The organism is Nannocystis exedens (assembly GCF_002343915.1).
GTDB classification, from domain to species: Bacteria; Myxococcota_A; Polyangia; order Nannocystales; family Nannocystaceae; genus Nannocystis; species Nannocystis exedens.
The window spans coordinates 6,302,218-6,319,668 of the sequence record NZ_NETK01000001.1 but is presented as its reverse complement, the minus strand read 5'-3'; the positions used below and the strand labels follow the sequence as shown (position 1 = coordinate 6,319,668).

The window sequence follows — 17,451 nt, the reverse complement described above, 5'->3', positions numbered from 1 at the left end:
TGTCCCGGAAGTCATCCTGGCAGATCTCGGGCACCCCGCCTGGGTCCGCGCCTGCTTCGCCGGATGTCCCTATAGACATGTCTTAAAAGTCATCATCGCAGATCTCGGCCCCCGCCCGTCCGCGCCGGCCTCGCGTCGGGTGTCTTTACAACATGCCCGAAGGTCATCCTCGCAGATCTCGGCCCCCGCCCGAATCCGCGCCTGCCTCGCGGGATGTCCATAAGGTCATGTCGCGGAGGTCATCCTCGCAGATCCCGGTCTCCCGCCCGAGTCCGGGCCTGCCGCACGGGATGTCCCGACGGGCGTGTCTTCGAAGACATCCTCGAGGGCCGCCCGCCCGCGTTCGCCATGCCGCCGTCGGCCGCGCTGCGGCTCACGCCGGGTCGTCCGCGTCGTCGTCCTCGTCGAGGCGCGCCGGCGGCACGATCGCGTAGCGCTCGATCCACCGCGAGATCTGCTTGCGCTCGACCGCGTAGTGCTTCGCGGTCGCGCGGATGCTCCAGCCGAGGCGCTCGAGCGCCGCCAGCAGCTCCTGCGCGCTCGGCCGCGGCCGGCGGACGCGGGCGGGCGAGCGCGGGGCCTCGGGCGGACGCGGGGCCTCGGGCGGACGCGGGGTCGGGTTCGACGGCGTGCGGGTCGACGGCGGCGGCGGCGTCTCGACGCGCGGCGCCGGCTCGCCGCCGAAGCCCGCGACCACCTCCGCCTGCGTCAGGGGGGCACGCGCCGTCGTCGTCGCCACCCCGTGGACGAGCCGCTGCAGCCCGCGCAGGTTGTCGGGCCAGCCGTGCAGCAGCAGCGCCAGCGCGGCGTCGGTGTGCAGCTCGAGCGGCGGCAGCTCGGCGTGGCCGCGGGCCTGGCCCCACGCGCGGTGCAGGCGGTCGAGCCAGGCCAGCAGGTCGCTGCGGCGGGCCGACAGCGGCGGGACCGGGACCTGGCACAGCGACACGCGGGCGTGGAGGTCGCGGCGGAACTTGCCGCGCGCGACCTCGTCGGCGAGCGAGCGATTGGTCGCGGCCACCAGGCGGACGTCGACCTGCTGGCGCTGGGTGCTGCCGACGGCCACCACCTCGCCGAGCTCGACCGCGCGCAGCAGCTTGGGCTGCAGCTCGAGCGGCAGCTCGCCCAGCTCGTCGAGGAACAGGGTCCCGCCGGCGGCCGCGCGGAACAGCCCGAGCTGCTCCGTGGTCGCCCCGGTGAAGGCCCCGCGGGTGTGGCCGAACAGCTGGCTCTCGATCACGCTCGGGCTGAGCGCCGCGCAGTTGATGACCACCAGCGGGCCGCGGCGGCCGCTCAGGCGGTGCAGTTCGGCGGCGATCCGCTCCTTGCCGACCCCCGTCGCCCCCTCGATCAGCGCCGGCGACGGGTCGTGGCCGGCGCGGGCCACCGCCGCGCGCAGGGCCACCGCCGCCAGCGACTGCCCCGGCACCGCCTCCAGCGAGACCTCGGGCGCGTCGGCGACCGCGACCTCGCGCCGCTCGTACACCGCCAGCACGTCGCCGAAGCGGAGCACCGCCTGGTCGAACAGGTAGCGCGGCACGCCCCGGACCGGGTTGCCCTCGAGCCAGGTGCCGTTGTGGCTGCCGCAGTCGGCGAGGGTGTGGCAGCCGGCGCCCGGGTCCCAGCGCAGGAGCGCGTGATTGCGCGACACCGTCGGGTGAGCGACCACCAGCGACCCCGGGGCCCCGGCGATGCGGCCCAGCACCCCCTCGTCGCCGTCGAGCGGCAGCGCCCCCACCAGCGGCCGCGGATGCACCACGACGAGTCGGGCGACCCCGACCGCGCCCACGGCCCGCGGCACGCCCGCGATGGAGACGGTCCGCTCTCGATCCGGTGGCCCGAGCCCCATGGGGGCGGATATTGTCCCATGGGGCCGGGGCCCAGCAAGCCCGATCTACGGGGCGTAAATACGTACAATCACAAAATTTATCGTTGTAAAGCCGACGGACTGCTGCTTGCTAATCCGAAAGCCCGCGGCCTCGGAGCGGCCGCGCTTGCCACCGCCGGAGAGACTCCATGGAAACCCTGCGCCGCGTCTTCCTCCCTGTTCTGATGCTCACCGCCGGCGTCGTCGCCTGCGACGAGGAAGGCGCCGACGACCTCGAGCAGGTTTTCCGCGCCGACCCGATCCCGTGCCCGAAGTGCCAGCTCAACGCCGCGCAGGTCAACGGCTCCGCGATCTCCTCCCTCGACCTCGCCGGCGCCCCCAACGAGCAGGGCGTCGCCGTCCTCCACGTGCTCGACCCCGACGGTCGCAAGTACACCCTCGGCGTCATCGACGAGGAGCTCGCCGCCTACGACGGCGCGAAGCTGGTGGCCTTCGGCGACGACCTCGTCGGCTGGACCCTCGTCGTCGCCGTCGGGCGCAGCCCGCAGCGGATCCTCATCTCCACCCGCCACGAGGAGCCGTCGTGGGCCAAGGACGCCGACCCGATCGGCCTCTACGCCCTCGACGTGGTCGACGGCCAGGGCGTCCACAACGTCTGCCCCGGCTACGACGTCGGCTTCCCGGCGGTGACCATCCTCCACGGCGAGACCTACGATCACGAGCTCAAGGAGGTCGACCTCGTCGGCGACCAGTGGATCACCCTCGCCTGCCGCGAGGAGGCCATGTACAAGGTCAAGCGGATGGGCTACGGCCCCAAGGGCGACCAGGGCCTCGATCGTCAGCCGGCCTCCATCGAGCAGCGGACCGCCGCCCTGAAGATGGTCACCGCCGACTACTGCGGCACCGGCCACAGCTTCACCGAGTTCCACACCCAGATCTTGTGGAACAACCGGACTCATACGGTGCACACGGCCGACCTGGTGCAGAACGTGGCGATCGAGGCGTTCTGGGACGAGAACGGCGCGCGTTGTCTGAGCAAGCCTCGCCTCGTCACCAGGGCGGAGGTCCTCGCCGAGTGCGACCTCCCGCCGTGCAGCACCTTCCCCCTGAACTCTGCCTGGGAGTGGCGGACCTACGCGCCGATGCCTCCCCTGGGGGGTGGGACGCCGAAGCTGAGCGAGTCCAGCCCCATCTACAAGCTCTTCAAGCCATGATGCTCCCCCTCGACCCACTCCCCGAGCCGACGCGTCCCGGCTCGGGCCGGATCGACGGGCCCGGCGCCGACGAGCAGACGCAGTCGCTCGCCGGCGCCGCGGGCACGGGACCGCCGCTCGCCGGGAACCCGCCGCTGCCGCGGCAGATCGGCCGCTACTACCCGCTGGAGCGGCTCGGCGCCGGCGGCATGGGCATCGTCTACGCCGCCTACGATCCGGACCTCGACCGCAAGGTCGCGCTCAAGCTGCTGCGCCCCGACCGGACCGAGGGCCACGCCGCCGCTCGCCTGCTGCGCGAGGCCCAGGCGCAGGCCCGAATCTCCCACCCCCACGTGGTCCAGATCCACGACACCGGCCTCATCGACGGCGAGCTGTTCCTCGCCATGGAGTTCGTCCGCGGCGCCGACCTGCGGACCTGGCTGGCCCGCGGCCCGCACGGCCTCGAGGCGCGCCTGCAGGCGTTCTTGGCCGCCGGCCGGGGTCTCGCGGCCGCCCACGACGCCGGCCTGGTCCACCGCGACTTCAAGCCCGAGAACGTCATGGTCGGCGACGACGGCCGCGTCCGCGTCACCGACTTCGGCCTCGCCCGCCAGCACGACGCGCCCGACGAGCCGCGCCGCGGCGGCACCGCGCTCGACCTGGTGCTGACCGCCTCCGGCGACCAGATCGGCACGCCGGCGTACATGTCCCCGGAGCAGCACCTCGGCCTCCCGGTCGACGCCCGCAGCGACCAGTTCTCGTTCTGCGTCGCCCTGTGGGAGGCCCTGTACGGCCGCCGGCCGTTCCGCGGCGACACTCCGGTCACCACCGCGGCCGCCGTGCTCAAGGGGGAGCTGCTGGCGCCGCCGGCCGACGCCCGCGTGCAGCCGGCGATCGAGGCCGCGCTGCGGCGCGGGCTGTCCGGCCAGCCCGAGCAGCGCTTCCCCGACATGCCGGCGCTGCTCGCCGCGCTCGAGCCGAAGCCCCCCAGGGCCCGCCGCCGCTGGTTCTTCGCCGGCGTCGTCGGCCTGGCGACCGCCGGCGGCCTCGCCCTGGCGCTGACGCGGGGCCCGGCCGAGGCGCCCTGCAGCGGCTCGGCCACCGCCCTGGCCGGCGCCTGGGACCCGGATCGCCGGGCCGCCCTGGCCGGGGCCCTGCACGGCACCGACGCCCCGGCGCGGGTGCTCGCCGGCCTCGACGCCTGGGCCGGCGCGTGGACCGAGGGCCACCGCGACGCCTGCCTCGATCACCAGCGCGGCGAGCAGTCGAGCGCGCTGCTCGACGGCCGGATGCGCTGCCTCGAGCGCCGGCGCAAGGCCCTGAGCGCCGCGGTGACGGCCCTGGCGGCCGACCCGGCCGGGCTCGACGCGGCGCAGATGCTCGCCCGCCTGCCGCAGCCGGCGATCTGCGGCGACCCGGACTACGTGCTGGCCGACGTCCCGCCGCCCGAAGATCCGGCCCTGGCGCGCGCGGTCGAGGCCGTCGAGGCCCAGCTCGCCGGCGCCCGCGCGCACCAGCACGGCGACGACCTCGCCGGCGCGCTGGCGCAGGCCGAGGCCGCGGTGGCCGAGGCGCACCGCCTCGGCCATCGCCCGCTGCTCGCCGAGGCGCTGCTGACTCTCGGCACGATCCGGATGAACCTCAACGACCCGTACACGGCCCGCGCCGACCTCCGCGAGGCGCTCGCGGAGGCCGTACAGGCCCGCCGCGACGACCTCGCCGCCGAGGCCCACGCGCGCCGGCTGTACCTCGTTGGGGTGCTCGGCGGTGACGTCGCGGCCGCCCTCGACGCCGCCCCGCTGATGCTCGCGCTGGCCGGCCGCGCCCCCGAGCCCCACGCGGCTCTCGGCCTCGCCTACAACAACCTCGGCGCCGTCCACGACGCTCGCGGCGACCGGTCCGCCGCCGCCGCCGCGACCGCCCGCGCCCTCGTCGAGATGACCGCCTCGCCGCAGCAGGACCCGCTCGAGCTCGGCAACGCGATGATCAACGCCGCCATGACCACCGAGGCCGCCGACGAGCGCCGGGCCCGGCTCCGCGGCGCCCTCGCGCTGTTCACCGACCACCTCGGCCCGCATCACCGCATCACCCTCGACCGCCAGCAGCTGCGCGCCCAGTACGAGCCCGACCCGCGCGACGCCCTCGCCGTGCTGGCCGACACCTGCCCGCGCTACCACGAGCTCGCGCGCGGCACCTCGGTGTACTGCGGCGAGTGCTGGCACGACCTGGCCCACTTCGCCGCCCTGCTCGGCGGATCCCGGCAGGCCGGCGACGCGCTGGCCCGCGTCGCCGACTGCCGCCGCGCCGGTGAAGCGAGCCCCTCCGACGAGCTGCTGCAAGCCAAGGCGACCGCGCTCGCGGCCTTGCTCGCCGGCGACGGCGCGGCGGCGCTGGCCGCCGCCGACGCGGCGTTGCGGGTGATCGACACGCTGCGCGCGTACCCGTGGATGGACCGCGAGGCCGCGCAGGCCGAGATGCTGCGCGGCCGGGCCCTGCTGCAGCTCGGCCGCCACGCCGAGGCGATAGGTCCGCTCGAGCGCGCGAGCGCGGCTCTTCTCCAGGAGCGCGCGAGCCGACCGGCGCTGCTGCCGGAGCTCTGGCTCGAGCGCACGCGCGAGGACCTCGCCACCGCCCGCGCCGCCGCGAGCGAGCCATCGCGGTGATTCGCCCGCGAGGCGGTTCACCGCACGACGTTCGCCGGCGTCGCCATCACTCGCTGTCATGATTGTTTCACGACAATGGCGGCACCGGCTCGATCGACCTACGGCAGCGCGACTCCGGCGATCACCGCCAGCACCAGCACGTGGAGCGCGACGCTGACCAGCGCGCCGAGGTGATGCACCGCGCGCCCCCGCCGGGGAAACAGCCGCGGGACGGCGAGCGGGTGGAGCGCGTAGCCGACGCCCGCGAGCGTGAACGCGACGATCCACCTCGGGTGCGTGAGCCCGTAGGTCAGCAGGTGCGCGAGGAGCAGCGGGCCCGCGGCCGGCGGGCCCGCGCACAGGCAGTGGATCACCAGCGCCGCGTCGCCGCGCCCGCGGAGGACCGCGCCGAGGGCCACGACGGCGCCGAGGACCAGCCCGACCGCCGTGAGGGCGAGGACGACGTCGCTGGCCGGGAACGTCTCGAGCATGCCCGAGCATGCCGCGACTCGCCGCGGACCTTCGACCCGCTGCACTCAAGCGGCCCCGGGTAGCTGTCGCTATTCCGGTGTGACTCCCATGAAGCGAAACCGCCGCAGCCGGGCGCCTCGCCGGCCTTCGCGGCCTCGCCCGCGCCGCCCCGGCCGTGAGGTCGAGGGCCCCCTCGTCAGCCCGTCGACTCGCCGATTCGCGGCACGGGGACGAACAGGCGCACGCGCGCCGGCGCGGTGGCCCGTCGACGAGCGCCCCGATGAGCCCGCGCCTTCGCGGCGCCCGCTCCGCCGCCCCCATTCATCACACCACGCATTCGGCCGACTGCCGTCATTCGTCGCGGCCCTCGTTCGGCGCGCCGGCCGACGTCCTTGCCGGACTCGCGCCCCGGTGTTACGCCAAACCCCGCCGCGGCGCCCGGTCGCGGCTGCTGGTGAAAGGAGCACCCATGAAGTCGGACCTCGATTTGCAGCGAGAGATCTTGGAAGAGCTCGTTTGGGAGCCGGCGGTCAACCCGGCGCACATTGGGGTGACCGTCAAGGACGGCGTCGTCACCCTGACGGGGCACGTCCCCTCGTACGGCGAGAAGTTCGCGGCGGAGAAGGCGGCGAAGAGCGTCTACGGGGTGGCGGCCGTGGCCAACGAGCTGCACGTCAAGCTCGCGGGGACCAGCCAGCGCACCGACGAGGACATCGCCGCCGCCGCCGTTAGCGCCCTCAAGGCGAACACGACCGTCCCGCGCGACGCGGTCACCGTCCTCGTCAAAGACGGCTGGATCACCCTCGAGGGCCAGGTCGAGTGGCAATATCAAAAGGTCGAGGCCGAGCAGGCCGTGCGCCACCTCGCCGGCGTGGTCGGGGTCGCCAATGCCATCATCGTCACCCCGCGCCTGCCCGAGCACGACGTCAAGGCCCGCATCGAGGACGCGTTCAGGCGCAGCGCCGAGCTCGACGCGCGCCGGATCTCCGTCGACATGCACGGCGGCACCGTCGTCCTCCGCGGCAACGTCCGCTCGTGGCGCGAGCTGGAGGAGGCCGAGCGGGCCGTCTGGCGCGCGCCGGGCGTCTCGCGCGTCGAGAACCACCTCACCGTCGTCCCGTGAGCGCCGCCGGGCCGCAGCGTCGCACCGGCTCGCTCACGCGGCGCCCGCGTCCGCTCCTCGCCACGCGTCGCCCCGCTCGGTGATCGCGGCTGTAGGGAGCGCCGACCCGGGCGCGCACGACCTCCGCTCCGGCCGGACGGGCCACGAGGGGAAGAGGCGCTGTCATCTTCACCCCCCACCGCGAAGCTCCCGCGCCCTCTGGCGAATCGTCGACCCGCGGGTTATCACCGGCCGATGCGACGAATCGTCGATCCCGCCCTGTGTACATTCGCGCTCGTGCTCGCCTGCGGCGACGCGACCGGCACCGCCACCGAGACCACCGGCGCGAGCACCGACGGCACGACCGGCACGACCGGCACGACCGAGGCCGCGACCACCGACGGGGCGACCGGCGCGGGCGAGAGCTCCACCAGCGACGCACCGACCGGCGCGAGCGCCGGCGGCACCACCACGACCTCCGGCGCCGAGCCGGGGACGACCACCGGCGAACCGCCCGTCACGACCGGCGGCACCACCACCACCGACGCGACCACGACCACCACCGGCGACGCGTCGACCACCATTGGCACCACCGGCGCGCCCGCGCAGCCGGTCACGCGGGCGTGGTGGGTCGAAAGCCTCCTCACCCTGCAGATCCGCGTCATCCAGCGGGACGTCGAGGCCGGCCTGTGTCGCGGGTTCATCCTCGAGTCGCTCGCCAACGGCGGCCTCGACACCCCGCAGTACGAGCCCGTCGAGCAGCCGGCCGAGTGGGGCGCCCGCTACGTGTTCGTCCACCAGGACCTCGACGATTGCCTCGACCCGTACCAGTACTTCGAAAAGGACATCGTGTACGCCGCGAGCGCCACCGGCACGGTGACCTTCCACGACGTCGACCCATTCGGCAGGCCGGCCAGCGTCGACCTCGAGATCACCGGCAGCTACATGCCGGCCGCCCCGTGGGTCCCGGCCGAGGACCTGCTCGCGGCCACGGCCGTCGCCGTCGAGAACGGCTGAGGCCCCGCGCGCACGCGGCCCCGCGGACGCGTCCGGCCTGCGCGCGCGAGCCGGGCCCCGACCGCTTCGTCGCGGGGTTCACCCGGCGGAGGAACAGCGGCCCGCGCTCACGCCGGCGCGGCGCCCTCGTGGCTCGCGCGCGCCCGTTCGTCGAGCCTGGCGATGCAGTACTGCAGGGCGTCGCGCAGCCGGGCCTGCACCGTCACGCGCGTGAGGTCGACGCCGAGCGACACGATCGTCTGCGCGATCATCGGGTGGATGCCGGTCAGGATGCCCTCCGCGCCGAGCAGACGGATCGCCTGGATCATCCCGATCAGGTGGCTCGCGGTCCCGGTGTCGACCACCTCGACGCCGGTGAGGTCGAGGATGGCGAAGCGGGCCCGCGTGCGCACGACCGCCTGCAGCAGGTTGTCCATGATCTCCGCCGTGCGGACGGTGTCGATCAGGCCGACGATCGGCAGCGTGATCACCCCGTCCCACACCTCGATGATCGGCGTCGAGAGCTCGCGGATCACCTCCTGCTGCGATTCGATCAGCCGCAGCTTGCTCTCAAGCTCGGCGGTGCGGGCCTGCACGGCCTCCTCGAGCCGGCGGTTCTGCTCGCGCAGCTCCTCCTCGCTCTGCTTGAGCTCGCCGACGTGCAGGTGGATATGCAGCACCTCCTCGACCTGCCCGTCCGCGCGCACCACCGGCGACATCGCCGAGGCCACCCACGCCGCCTGACCGGTGCCCACCAGCTCGTTGACCACCGGGTCGTAGCGGATCGACGGCATCTGCGCCGCGTGCCCATCGCGGAACACCCGCTCGATCAGCGGCATGATCCCGTGCGCGCGCACCTGCGGGTCGGCGAGCACGTTGTACGCCGCCACCTCCTCGGCCGTCACCCGCCACAGCTGCTCGTAGGCGCCGTTGACCTCGGCGGTGCTGCCGTCGGCGCGGTAGACCTGGACGCTCACCGCGCTCGAATCGACCAGCGCGCGATAGCGGCGCGCCGCGACCTCGGCCGCTGCCAATCGCCGGCGGAGCTCCTGGATCTCCTCCTGCGCACGTACCAATAGGGATGAAGGATCGCCTGGTTCCGACAAAGGACCTCGCGCCAGGATCCTGGACCTTCCACGCGGCCCGAGGAATCTCCGCAAAGGCAGCGCTGCGAATCGGGCGCCGTGGCCCCACGCTCGATTCGTGGCTGCGGTGATGCCGCCATCGCCGGGTATGAATATACACAGCGCACCGGGAGATCGTTCCGGCCCCCGCGACGATACGAGGCCGGCGAGCACGGGCTCGACCGCCGAGTAGTCACGGAGGTCCGCTTCGAGCACATCGCCTCCCCCTGCGTCACAGCCCGACGGCGGGCAGGACCGCGTCATTTCGGTCACGACCGCGCGACAACGCGTCGGCGGCCTCCCCGGCCGCGGACGCCGGAGCCGCCGCAGCGGGCGCCGCGCCGCGAATTTCGTCGCTATTGCTCCAGTGTGATGAATGGAGGCGCCCCGCATCCGAAGAGCTCGAATTCGCGAAGCGAGCGGATGCGCAGTCGGCGGTCGCGGGGGCCGTCGCGGCGCTTGTTCGCGAGCAGAACCTCGTTTAGTGTGCCCAGAAATGTCGGATGTCGACTCGCGGATCCAGGAGCTCGTCCGTCGCGTGCGCGGCATCGCCGACGCCGGTGCCCCCGAGCCGATCGCCGTTCCCGGCGACGATGCGCTGGGAGAGCTCGAGCGCGAGGTCAACCGGCTGATCCGCGCCTCCGACGCCCGCCTGCAGGAGCGGCTCTTGTTCGCGGTCGGGCCGGTCGTCGTGTTCCGCTGGCAGAACCGCGAGGGCTGGCCGATCGAGTACGTCTCGCCCAACGTCGCCACCCTCACCGGCTACCCGCTCGAGGACATCTCCAGCGGTCGTCGGCCGTACGCCTCGCTCATCCACGAGGCCGACCTCCCGCGCGTGTTCGAGGAGGTCACCACCCACAGCAAGGCCGGGGCCGCGTGGTTCGTCCATCAGCCCTACCGGATCCTCCACGCCGACGGCCGCGCGCTGTGGGTCGCCGATTACACCGTGATCCTCCGCGACGACCGCAACGAGATCACGCACTACTTCGGCTACATCATGGACATCACCGACCAGGTCGAGCAGATGTCGCGCCTGCGCGCCCAGGAGCAGGTGATCGAGCGGATCGGCAGCCCGATCCTGCAGGTCGGCCGCGGGGTGCTGGCCGTGCCGGTGCTCGGCGGCCTGTACGGCGACCGCGCCGCGCGCATGACCGACGACCTGCTGTCGGCGATCTCGCGCACCGGCGCCCGCACCGCGATCCTCGATCTGACCGGCCTGCAGGAGATCGACACCCCCACCGTCGAGTCGCTGCTGCGGACGAGCCGCGCCGTCGGCCTGCTCGGCTGCCGCTGCGTGCTCTCGGGCATCTCGCCGGTGGTGGCGACGCTGATCGTCAAGCTCGGCCTCGAGGCGCAGTCGCTGACGACGGTGGCGACGCTGCAGGACGCGCTCGAGCTGGCGCTCGGGTCCTGACGCCGATCGCCGGCCGTCCCGCGAGCGACCGCCGTCACCGGAGGTCGCTCCCCTGAAACTACGCGAGCGACCTCCGCTCCGCCCATCTCTCGCGCGCGCTCCAGCGCCGCCTCGACCGCGCGCCGCCTGCACCAGCGCCCACAGCCCTGCCTCCGCCGGCCGCTCGTCGTTCATCATCACCGCCACGAACGCCGGCTCGGCCGGCAGATACGCCACGATCGCCCGCGCTCCCGTCGCCCCGCCGCTGTGGCCGATCATCCGCCCCGGCCCGCCCGGCACGTCATAGAACATCATGCCTCGCCCGTAGCGCAGCGACGGCTCTTCGAACATCGGCGCCATGTCGCCGAGCATCCCCGCGGCCGTCCTCGCCGTCACCAACCGCCCCGACAGCACCGCGTGCAGCACTCGCACCAGATCGTCGGCCCCCGCGGCGATCGAGCCGGCCCCGTGCGGCGCCTCGTAGTGAGTGTCTGCGGGCACCGGCACCCGCTCTCGATGCCCGCGCACCAGCCCCGCGACCGTCCCCCCGGGCCGCTGCCCCACCAGCCCGCGCAGCCCGAGCGGCCCGGCGATCTCCGCCGCGATCACCTCCGCCAGCGCGCCCGACCTCGGGCGCCACGCCTCGCACCGCAAGTTCGGCCGCGGCCGGGTGCTCCTCCGCCGCGACGGCAAGACCGAGATCGAGTTCGCCGACGGCGTGCGCACCCTCGCCGACTCGTTCCTGACCTTCGAGTGAGCCCGGACGCCGGTGCTCCCAGCCGCGATGACGAGCACCGGGGTCGCGCGAGCTCCAGGCCGCACCTATGGCGGCGAATCACCGCACCGAGCATTCGAGCGAGCGTATCCACCCATGCGAGCACCGCGGTCGCGTGAACCGAGGCCGCACCTCCGGCGGCGAATCACCGCACCGAGCATTCGAGCGAGCGTATCCACCCATGCGAGCACCGCGGTCGCGTGAACCGAGGCCGCATTCGACGGCGCATCACCGCACCGAGCATTCGAGCCGCCTCTCGGGCCCGTACGACCTTCGCCGGCGGCGATTCACCGCGCCGCCCGCCCCGAGCGAGGCCCGTGCCTCCGAAGGCTCCGGCGCGCGAGCAGCCGCCCTCGTCTGCGGTTCGATCGAGCGCCACGCCCTCGGCATCGCGCGCCCCCGCATTCCCTGGCGCGCTCGCGCAGCCCCGTCTCCAGCGCCGTCCGACCCTCGACTCCGGTGAATTCACCACACCCTTTGCGACCCCCCGTGCGCGCCGCACGGAGTTTTCCTGTCTCTCGGAACATGTCACCGCCGACCCCCGCAGCCGCCGCCAGGCCACCACCTGCAGGCCGCCGGCCAGCGCGCTCGCCGCGACCTCACCTCGTTCCTGCCGCGCTCGCTGGGGCTGCGAATCGATCGCGCCGCCGCTGGACTCTCCCCGGACTCCGCGGCATGGTGCCCGTACTCACATGAAAACCACTCGCACTATTCATCGCCCCGGCGCCGCCCTCGCTCTCGGTTTCTCGCTCGTGATGTCCGCCTGCGGCGGCAACACCGGCGACACCACCGGCTCGACCTCGGACACCAGCGCCGCCACGACCGACGGCACCACCGCGCCCTCGACCGACGGCACCAGCACCACGGCGCCCGCCACCGGCACCTCGACCGACGCCACCACGGCCACGTCGACGCCCACCACCGGCACCGACGCCACCACGGCCGACGCCACCGGCACCTCGACCACTGGAGGACAGGTCGAGCCCTCGCTCAGCTTCTTCGTCTCGAGCACGGGCAGCCCCACCGGCAACCTCGGAGGTCTCGAGGGCGCCGACCAGCGCTGCCAGGACCTGGCCGACGCCGTCGGCGCGGGCGACAAGACGTGGCACGCCTACCTCAGCGTCGAGAACGGCCCCGACGACCAGCCCATCCACGCCAGGGACCGGATCGGTCAAGGCCCGTGGTACAACGCCGAGCTCGTCATGGTCGCCGCCGACCTGGCCGAGCTGCACACCAAGGACGGCGACCCCGCGCTGTTCCTCGACGAGAACGGCGAGATGGTCCCCGGCCAGTGGGACGGCTCCCCCGATCCCAACGAGCACGACATCCTCACCGGCTCGAACAAGGACGGCACCGTCACTCCCGGCCGGACCTGCGCCGACTGGACCTCGGAAGACCCGACCCTGTTCGCCCAGGTCGGCCACTCCGACGGCCTCGGGCCCATGGGCAGCGACGCCGAGGAGTACCGCTCGTGGAACTCGGTCCACGAGAGCGGCGGCTGCAACGACACCGCCCCGAAGGGCGGCGCCGGCCGCGTGTACTGCTTCGCCATCGATTGAGCGGCTCGCTCGGCGCTCGCACGCATCGAGCCCGCTGTCGGCGGCGGCTCCTCCGCCGCGACTCGCCCCTCGCCCCGAGTGAGCCCGGCAGGCTCACAGGCCCGGCCCCGACCGCGCCGCGGGGCGAGCGACCGCAGGGGACCGGCGCATCGTCACCGACGGGGCTCAGGCTCGTGAGGACATGTCTCGAAGGACATGTCTCGCGTACCAGGAGCGACGACGCCCACCGATCAGGTGTGCTCGACGCTCACGTCGTAGATCACGACCTCGCCGTAGGCGTCGCAGGACTCGCCGGGGACCTCCTTCTCGCCCTGGCAGGACGACTGCACGTAGGCGCCGGCCTTGAAGTACGCGCCGCTGAACGCCTGCGGGTGGCTGTAGATGAACGTGTCGTTATAATAGCAGTCGACGTGATCGTCGCTGACCTCGAAGGCGACCGTGAAGCGGTCGCCGAGCTGGTAGTCCTCGGTCAGCACCGGGCCGTCGTCGCCGTTGAGGTCGATGAACAGCTTGCTGCCCTCGAGGCGGAACACGATCACGTCGTCCTCGTCGTCGTGGATCTGGCCGACCACGATGTGCGGCTTCTCGACCGGCAGGTGCGTGATCGCCTGGTCGATGAACATCCGGTGCGTGCCCCGCGACGACGACCACGCCGCCTCCTCGGCGCCCTGGTCGGTCATCTCGCGCAGCTCCGAGCGCGGATAGCCGGAGTTGTCGGTCGTGTCCCCGCCCGCGTGCGCGCGGAACACCACGCCGTCGAGCGTGTCGTTCAGGTGGTAGTAGAGCGGGTCGACGAACGTCGCCAGCTCGGGTTGCTCGATCTCGTCGGGGCTGCCGGGATGATCGGTGTCGACCGGGAGCGTCAGCTTCCAGTTCGTCAGGTCGAGGAGGTCCCCCGGCAACATCGCCGGGTCGCCGGTGCTCGGGTCCGTGTCGGTCCCGTCGGTGCTCGCCGTGCCGGTGGTGTCGGTGGTGCCCGTGGTGCTGGTGCTGTCGGTGGTGGTGCCCGTGGTGGTGTCGAGCGGGCCGGTCGTCGGCGCGCTCGTGGTCCCCGGAGCGTCGGTCGTCTCGCCGGTGTCGGTCGCCGCGTCGGTCGTCCCCGTGGGCTCGCTCGTCCCGTCGGTCGCCGGCTCGGTCGTGGCCCCGCTGCTCGTCGTCGTGGGCGCGCCGTCCGTCTCGCCGTCGTCGCCGCCGGGGCAGGCGGCCAGCAGGAGGAGCGCGAACGAATGCACGTGGAAGGTACGCATCGGCGCCAGGGTAGCCCGGCGCCGCGGCCGAGAGCCACCCACGCGACCCCCGCACCTCGCGGCGTGCGCATGTGCAGTCGTGCGCCTCCCGGCGGGGGCGTCTCACCCCAAGCCCGATCGGACATGTCCTGAGAGACAGCATGGCTCGGACGAGCCGCGCGGGCGCCGAGGGTCAGTGGATCCGCGCGCCGTCGCTTCATGAAGATCCAGCGACGGTGACTCGCTGGACCGCTCGCGCGACGCGCTCCTTCCAGCCGGCCGCGTCCGGCGCGCAGACCTCGCCCGTCGCGCCCGTCCGCGCCTGCACCAAGGGACATGTCCGGGGCCGCTCGACGCCGCCGCGGCTCTGGTCCACGATCGCGCCATGCGCGTCGCCGTCGTCGGACACATCGAGTGGATCGAGTTCGTGCGAGTCGCCCGGGTGCCGGCCGCGGGGGACATCGTCCACGCCCTCGATTCGTGGGAGGGCCCGGGAGGCGGCGGCGCCGTCGCGGCCGTGCAGCTCGCCCGGCTCGCCAGCGAATGCATCTTCTTCACCGCGCTCGGCCACGACCTGCCGGGCACCCGCGCCCGCGCCGAGCTGACCGCCCTGGGCCTGCAGATCGAGGCGGCCGTCCGCCCGACCCGCCAGCGCCGCGGGTTCACCTACGTCGACGACGCCGGCGAGCGCACGATCACCGTCATCGGCGAGCGACTCGCGCCCGTCGCCGCCGATCCGCTGGCGTGGGACCTGCTGGCCGACGTCGACGCGGTCTACGTGACCGCCGGCGACGCCGACGCCCTGCGACTCGCCCGGCGCGCGCGCAAGCTGGTGGCGACCTCGCGGATCTTGCCGACCCTGCGAGCCGCCGGAATCGTGGTGGACGCGCTCGTCGGCAGCTCGCGCGACCCCGCGGAGCGCTACGAGGCGGGCGACCTCGACCCGCCGCCGCGCCTCGTCGTGCGCACCGCCGGCAGCACCGGCGGCAGCTACGAGGTCGACGGCGCCCGGCGAGCATACGCCGCCGCGCCGCTGCCGGGGCCGATCGTCGACGCCTACGGCTGCGGCGACTCCTTCGCCGCCGGCCTGACCTACGCCCTCGGGGCCGGCGCGGGCCCGGACGAAGCGGTGCGCCTCGCAGCCCGCTGCGGCGCCGCGGCCCTGACCGGCCGCGGCCCCCACGACGGTCAGCTGACCCGCGCGCAACTATAGCCATTCGCCCTGCCACCATTTCACCTGACCTCGGGCCTCACCGGCAGATCCACGATTTCCGCGGCCCCGTGGGGCGCCCGCGGGGCTGCCCCATGAGTCCGAGCGACGGCGCATCGCACCGGCTCGCGGAATTCCACGCCAGATTCGAGGCACGTCGCTTGCTGATGCCTACTCGTCGACTCGCGCATCGACGAGCGGCGACCGGGCTGAAGCTGCCCGAAGTTCAAGATCACGGTGACGATCCCCGGGCGCCCGAAGGGCGGCTGATCCACGACCGCCCGGGCCTCACGGGTCGACGACGCGCGCGCGCCGTGCCCTCGTGACATCCCCGGCTCGCACACGCCATCGCCCGGGCGTCGAAGCCACGCGCTCGTCGCAGGTGTATGGCCGGCGCCGGATCGCGTGAGCAGGTGCGTCGTCGAGGCGCGCACGCTGTCGACGAGCGATCGATCTGCGAGCACGAGGGGCACGCGGGCGGTGCGCGGAGACAGGATGTCGCCACCGGGCGCCCGATGCCATGCACGGCTTTTGTCCGCGTTGACCAATGTTTTTACGCATCCCTCGCGCCCTTCGACGGGCTGGCGTCGGGCGGTCCTTTCGGTTACGGTCGCGCTCGCCGGCATGTCGTCTCTCTGCGTCTCCCTGATGATGTTGCTGCTCGTGGCGCCAGCGAGCCCCACGACGGCGAACGCGGGCGCGCCCGCCGAGACGACCCGGCCGACCACGTCGAGCGACAAGGCCGAGCGGACCGCGCGGGCGGCCAAGTTCTTCGAGGGCGGGCGCTACGTCGAGGCCGCGCTCGAGTTCGAGGCGCTGCGACGCGACTACCCCGACGATCCGTCGATCCTGTTCAACGCCGCCGCGAGCCGCGACGCGGCCGGCCACTTCGCGCACGCGGTCGCCTACGTGCGCGAGTACCTGGCGCGCACGAACATCGGCCCCGAAGATCGCAAGCAGGGCGAGGAGCAGCTCGCGGAGTCGGTCCCCAAGGTGACGCCGGTGACGGTGACGGTCTCGTTGCCGCTCGAGGGCCCGCAGACCGCCACCGTGTTCGCGCGGCACGTCGCCGACAGCCCGGCGGACTTGCGCCCCGAGCTCGCGTTCCCGTTGACGAGCCCGCGCCAGCCGCTGAAGCTCGAGCTCGACCCGGGGGCGTGGATCGTGCGGGTGGAGGGTCCCAGCTATGAACCCGTGGAGCAGCAAATCGCGGTCGGCCCGGCGCCGCTGGCGATCTCGCTGCGACCGACGCTGACGCCCATCGTTCGAACCCCGCTGCCCGAGGTGCCGCCCGAGGTGCCGCCCGAGGTCGTCAAGACCACGGCGCGCGGGCTGTACATCGGCGGCGCCGCCGCGGCGGCGGTCGGGCTCGGGCTCATCGGCGGCGGGGCGGGGATGATCCACGGTCCACGGGTCAAGGCGTGCGAAGACCCGACGCTCGCGGATTGTCGGCGCCGATTCGCCAGCGCGTTCGTGGTCCGCAACATCGGCACGACGCTCCTCGGCGCGGGCGCAGGCCTGGCCGCGAGCGCGCTGGTGTGGCGCGCGAACGACCCGCGCCAGCGGATGATCGCGTGGAGCGCCCTCGCAGCGGTCGGCGGCGTCGGCCTCATCCTCGGCGAGGTGCTGGTCGTGCGCGGCACGATCCCGTTCAGCCGCGACAACTCGGACCCGAACGGCAGCCTCCCCGGCTGGTCCGATCATTGGGGCGAGCACCGCCACTCGGCCTTGCCGGCCCTCGCGGCGACCTTGCGCGGCCTCGGCGTCGGCCTGCTGGCGGGCGCGGCGACCGGCCTGATCGTCCAGCGCAAGCACCTCGGCCCCGGCGGCGCCCGGGCGCTCCGCGTCGACCCGAGCTTCGGTCCGGCGCAGACCGGCGTCGTGCTGTCGGGCAGGTTTTGATCGCCGGCGCCCCGACGGCGACGACCATGCGTT

The 17,451-nt window shown here is 73.6% G+C and carries 13 protein-coding genes and 1 pseudogene; 9 read left to right on the top strand and 5 right to left on the bottom strand.

Annotated elements, in window-relative coordinates:
- Window positions 1–373: 373 nt before the first annotated feature.
- On the bottom strand, window positions 374–1,798 hold the full coding sequence (locus tag NAEX_RS24840; protein WP_170135987.1) for a sigma 54-interacting transcriptional regulator: 1,425 nt from the start codon (window positions 1,796–1,798) through the stop codon (window positions 374–376).
- Between the two features lie 215 nt (window positions 1,799–2,013).
- Here NAEX_RS24840 and NAEX_RS24835 point away from each other — a divergent pair, with 215 nt between their 5' ends.
- Both NAEX_RS24835 and NAEX_RS52225 read left to right on the top strand, forming a co-directional pair.
- The gene (locus tag NAEX_RS24835) at window positions 2,014–3,039 is read left to right on the top strand and encodes an ADYC domain-containing protein (RefSeq protein WP_143141347.1); all 1,026 of its coding nucleotides are present in this window, start codon (window positions 2,014–2,016) and stop codon (window positions 3,037–3,039) included.
- Window positions 3,036–5,681 (top strand): serine/threonine-protein kinase, encoded by a 2,646-nt coding sequence (locus NAEX_RS52225; protein WP_211302470.1) that lies wholly within the window; start codon window positions 3,036–3,038, stop codon window positions 5,679–5,681. The genes NAEX_RS24835 and NAEX_RS52225 overlap by 4 nt, the downstream gene beginning before the upstream one ends.
- A 98-nt stretch (window positions 5,682–5,779) precedes the next feature.
- Here the strand turns inward: NAEX_RS52225 and NAEX_RS24825 are convergent, their stop codons facing one another.
- On the bottom strand, window positions 5,780–6,151 hold the full coding sequence (locus NAEX_RS24825) for a hypothetical protein (protein ID WP_096329964.1): 372 nt from the start codon (window positions 6,149–6,151) through the stop codon (window positions 5,780–5,782).
- A 449-nt stretch (window positions 6,152–6,600) separates the two neighbouring features.
- Between NAEX_RS24825 and NAEX_RS24820 the strand changes: the two genes are divergently transcribed.
- Together NAEX_RS24820 and NAEX_RS24815 are read left to right on the top strand one after the other, a co-directional pair.
- Window positions 6,601–7,254 (top strand): BON domain-containing protein, encoded by a 654-nt coding sequence (locus NAEX_RS24820; protein WP_096329963.1) that lies wholly within the window; start codon window positions 6,601–6,603, stop codon window positions 7,252–7,254.
- Between the two features lie 234 nt (window positions 7,255–7,488).
- Window positions 7,489–8,250, top strand: a complete 762-nt coding sequence (locus tag NAEX_RS24815) for a hypothetical protein (RefSeq protein WP_096329962.1) — start codon at window positions 7,489–7,491, stop codon at window positions 8,248–8,250.
- A gap of 107 nt (window positions 8,251–8,357) precedes the next feature.
- Here NAEX_RS24815 and NAEX_RS24810 read toward each other — a convergent pair whose 3' ends face one another.
- The gene (locus NAEX_RS24810; RefSeq protein WP_245913793.1) at window positions 8,358–9,305 is read right to left on the bottom strand and encodes an STAS domain-containing protein; all 948 of its coding nucleotides are present in this window, start codon (window positions 9,303–9,305) and stop codon (window positions 8,358–8,360) included.
- Window positions 9,306–9,849: 544 nt separating this feature from the next.
- On the opposite strand from NAEX_RS24810, the gene NAEX_RS24805 reads away from it, so the two are divergent.
- Window positions 9,850–10,767, top strand: coding sequence for an STAS domain-containing protein (locus NAEX_RS24805; RefSeq protein WP_170135986.1), 918 nt, complete (start codon window positions 9,850–9,852; stop codon window positions 10,765–10,767).
- Between the two features lie 210 nt (window positions 10,768–10,977).
- Here NAEX_RS24805 and NAEX_RS54620 read toward each other — a convergent pair.
- A pseudogene (locus NAEX_RS54620) lies at window positions 10,978–11,310 on the bottom strand (serine hydrolase); the annotation flags it as partial.
- On the opposite strand from NAEX_RS54620, the gene NAEX_RS24800 reads away from it, so the two are divergent.
- Together NAEX_RS24800 and NAEX_RS24795 are read left to right on the top strand one after the other, a co-directional pair.
- A complete protein-coding gene (locus NAEX_RS24800) occupies window positions 11,234–11,503 on the top strand; it encodes a hypothetical protein (RefSeq protein ID WP_096329960.1) in 270 nt (89 codons plus the stop codon). The pseudogene NAEX_RS54620 and the gene NAEX_RS24800 sit on opposite strands and share 77 nt — an antisense overlap.
- A gap of 710 nt (window positions 11,504–12,213) precedes the next feature.
- Window positions 12,214–13,080 (top strand): hypothetical protein, encoded by an 867-nt coding sequence (locus tag NAEX_RS24795; RefSeq protein ID WP_143141348.1) that lies wholly within the window; start codon window positions 12,214–12,216, stop codon window positions 13,078–13,080.
- Between the two features lie 230 nt (window positions 13,081–13,310).
- Here NAEX_RS24795 and NAEX_RS24790 read toward each other — a convergent pair whose 3' ends face one another.
- Window positions 13,311–14,327: a polysaccharide lyase family 7 protein gene (locus tag NAEX_RS24790; protein WP_211302469.1), complete on the bottom strand. Its 1,017-nt coding sequence runs from the start codon at window positions 14,325–14,327 to the stop codon at window positions 13,311–13,313.
- 364 nt (window positions 14,328–14,691) lie between these two features.
- On the opposite strand from NAEX_RS24790, the gene NAEX_RS24780 reads away from it, so the two are divergent.
- Complete coding sequence (locus NAEX_RS24780; RefSeq protein WP_096329957.1) at window positions 14,692–15,519, top strand: PfkB family carbohydrate kinase; 828 nt, start codon at window positions 14,692–14,694, stop codon at window positions 15,517–15,519.
- A 621-nt stretch (window positions 15,520–16,140) separates the two neighbouring features.
- Window positions 16,141–17,418, top strand: a complete 1,278-nt coding sequence (locus NAEX_RS24770; RefSeq protein ID WP_143141349.1) for a tetratricopeptide repeat protein — start codon at window positions 16,141–16,143, stop codon at window positions 17,416–17,418.
- Window positions 17,419–17,451 lie beyond the last annotated feature (33 nt).

Excerpts from the sequence above, each read along its gene's own strand:
- NAEX_RS24790 (WP_211302469.1), bottom strand. The coding sequence starts at position 14,327 with ATGCGTACCTTCCACGTGCATTCGTTCGCGCTCCTCCTGCTGGCCGCC.
- NAEX_RS24825 (WP_096329964.1), bottom strand. The coding sequence starts at position 6,151 with ATGCTCGAGACGTTCCCGGCCAGCGACGTCGTCCTCGCCCTCACGGCG.
- NAEX_RS24770 (WP_143141349.1), top strand. The coding sequence starts at position 16,141 with ATGTCGTCTCTCTGCGTCTCCCTGATGATGTTGCTGCTCGTGGCGCCA.
- NAEX_RS24795 (WP_143141348.1), top strand. The coding sequence starts at position 12,214 with ATGAAAACCACTCGCACTATTCATCGCCCCGGCGCCGCCCTCGCTCTC.
- NAEX_RS24805 (WP_170135986.1), top strand. The coding sequence starts at position 9,850 with ATGTCGGATGTCGACTCGCGGATCCAGGAGCTCGTCCGTCGCGTGCGC.
- NAEX_RS24815 (WP_096329962.1), top strand. The coding sequence starts at position 7,489 with ATGCGACGAATCGTCGATCCCGCCCTGTGTACATTCGCGCTCGTGCTC.
- NAEX_RS24835 (WP_143141347.1), top strand. The coding sequence starts at position 2,014 with ATGGAAACCCTGCGCCGCGTCTTCCTCCCTGTTCTGATGCTCACCGCC.
- NAEX_RS24820 (WP_096329963.1), top strand. The coding sequence starts at position 6,601 with ATGAAGTCGGACCTCGATTTGCAGCGAGAGATCTTGGAAGAGCTCGTT.
- NAEX_RS52225 (WP_211302470.1), top strand. The coding sequence starts at position 3,036 with ATGATGCTCCCCCTCGACCCACTCCCCGAGCCGACGCGTCCCGGCTCG.
- NAEX_RS24780 (WP_096329957.1), top strand. The coding sequence starts at position 14,692 with ATGCGCGTCGCCGTCGTCGGACACATCGAGTGGATCGAGTTCGTGCGA.